General features: G+C 37.3%; 2 protein-coding genes. Both read right to left on the reverse strand.

Going from position 1 to position 2,648, the window contains the following annotated elements; all coding sequences use genetic code 11:
* On the reverse strand, nt 1–2,084 hold a 2,084-nt coding region (locus AC1DTM_RS22175), incomplete at its 3' end, for a heavy metal translocating P-type ATPase (protein ID WP_477000890.1).
* A 1-nt stretch (nt 2,085) separates the two neighbouring features.
* Complete coding sequence (locus AC1DTM_RS22180; protein WP_002109853.1) at nt 2,086–2,433, reverse strand: ArsR/SmtB family transcription factor; 348 nt, start codon at nt 2,431–2,433, stop codon at nt 2,086–2,088.
* Between the last annotated feature and the right edge of the window lie 215 nt (nt 2,434–2,648).

Raw genomic sequence — 2,648 nt, forward strand, 5'->3', positions numbered from 1 at the left:
GTAGCGAGGGCAGGGGCATCATTTATGCCGTCCCCAATCATAGCCACTGTTTTTCCTTCAGATTGAAGTTGTTTGACAGAATGAACTTTATCTTCTGGAAGTAAGTTAGCAAAATAGCGATCTACTTTTGCTTTCTGTGCAATGTGTTCTGCGGTTCCTTCATTGTCTCCTGTTAACATAACAGTTTCCCGAATACCTGATTGTTTTAATTCTTGAATTGTTCCATAAGTAGTAGAACGAATGGAATCTGCTACTGAAATCATTCCTAAAATGACTTTGTTCGTTCCAACAAGTATCACGGTTTGACCAATTCTTTGCATCTCCTGAATCGGTTCGTTCCACATTTGAAGTGAAACTCCAAAACCTTCATATAATGCTTTATTTCCAGCGTAGTATGTTTCGCCATCTATCGTTACTTGTGCACCTTTTCCTACAATGGTGCGGAAGTCTGTTCCGCTTTGGATAGAAGTTTGATGCTCTTTCGCATATGCTGTAATTGCTTTGGCAATGGGATGATTAGAGTATTCTTCAATTGTTGCTGCGATGGATAATAACGCATCTTCAGTACAATCTACGCTGCGTACATACATTACTTTTGGTTTTCCTTCAGTCAATGTTCCTGTTTTATCAAACGCAATAGCATTTAATGAACCTGCGATTTCTAGAGCAGTACCACCTTTAATGAGTACACCGTTTCTTGCTGCATTTCCAATTGCAGATACAATAGCAACAGGAGTTGAGATAACTAAAGCACAAGGACACGCAACAACAAGAAGTTCTAATCCTTTATAAAACCATTCCATCCATTCGCCCATACCAAGAAGGGGAGGGATAATCATGACACCAATTGCTAATACAAAAACGATAGGTGTATAGATTTTTGCAAAACGATCAACAAATGCTTCTGTCGGTGCTTTATTTTCCTGTGCTTCCTCTACAAGGTGAATAATTCGAGATAACGTAGTATCCTCAACAAGTTTAGTGACTGTAATCTCAAGAGAACCTTCATCATTAATCGTTCCTGCATATACGGAATCACCAATTTGTTTATCAATTGGGATAGATTCACCAGTTATCGGCGCTTGGTTTACAGTAGAAGTGCCTCCTATAACTGTGCCGTCTAATGGGATTTTTTCACCTGGCTTTACAACAATCGTTGTATTTACTGCAATATCATCAACGGATTTTTTTATAAGTTCAGTTCCAATTTTTATCCAAGCTTCTGATGGCGCTAAATCAATTAATCCACGAATAGATTCTCGTGTATGTTCAATTGATTTATTTTGTAGCGTTGCCCCTAATGCAAATAACCAAACAACTGTTGCGCCTTCTAGCCATTGACCAATTAATGCAGCACCAATAGCGGCTGATATCATGAGAACGTTCATATCGAGCGATTTACTTCTAATTGCATAAAAGGCACTTTTAGCAGGTTTATAACCACTAATACCAATGCTCATAGCATAGAGAAGTGTAATAAGAAGAGGGGATATGATTGTAAAACTTCCTCCAAATCCTAAAGCTAAAAATAAACCTGAGAGAATCAAAGTTGTATATTTTGATTTTGAAACAGGTGTTGCCCCCCTACGAGCTCCAGCTAGAGACGCTTCAAATCCTGCGTTAGACACTTCTTTTATAATGTCATCCACATTCCGGTCATGACGAATATGCATTTTTCCAGTAGCAAAGTTTACTCGAACTTCTTCCACGCCAGAAACGTTGTGTAGATGCTTTTCGATTGTTAAAGCACATGCCCCACAATCCATACCTTCTACAAGATAAGTTTGTACGCCATCTCCTGATATTTTTTGAGTATTAAGAAGAGGTGATGGGTCACTACAGCAAGAAGATTTTGATGTCACTGGTTCTTTGGGTAGGTCTAATTCAGATGAACAACAGGTTTCAGTTTTAATAGAATTGTTACTACTACAGCAAGAGATTTCCTTAGTAATAGGGATAATTGGAATCTCTTTTTTTGAAGAGCAACACGATGAAGTTTCCGTTGCTAATTCTTCTTTTGTGGGTGCTATGGAAGAATCTTGACAGCAATTCGCTTGTTTTCCGCTCATCTTTTTATCTGTCATGTCAGTTCTCTCCTTTTTGAGATAAACAACCATCGTTTTTGTCACATGATGCTACTTCATTTTGTACCTCATGAAAGACAACATCGAACATTGTAAGTAACTGTTCAATTTGTGTACTGCGTAAGGAATAGTAGACATATTTTCCTTCTTGTCTACCTAGGATGATGCCGCATCCCTTTAAACAGTTCAGATGTTGTGAGATATTTGATTGATTTCCTTTAGTGATTTCTACAATTTCGGATACCGTTTTTTCACCATCTAACATACATTGAAGAATCTGAAGTCTTGTTTTATCAGCAAAGCCTCGAATAAATTTGGCTTTAATATCTAAGTCATTTGAGTTGCACAATCGTATTCACTCCAATCGTATTAGTCATTACTAATGTGTTTATTCTTCATTCATATTAGCATTGGCTAATATGTGTGTCAAAGTGTTTTCGAAAAGTCTGATAAAAATTACTGCACTTTACTTTTTACTGTGAGAAGGAATGTAAATAATGAACAAAAAATAATATAATTAGTGGCAGCGGAGGGAATGGTATAGTGTTTGGTGCACGCATTAAG

The organism is Bacillus sp. P4_D3, assembly GCF_056401855.1.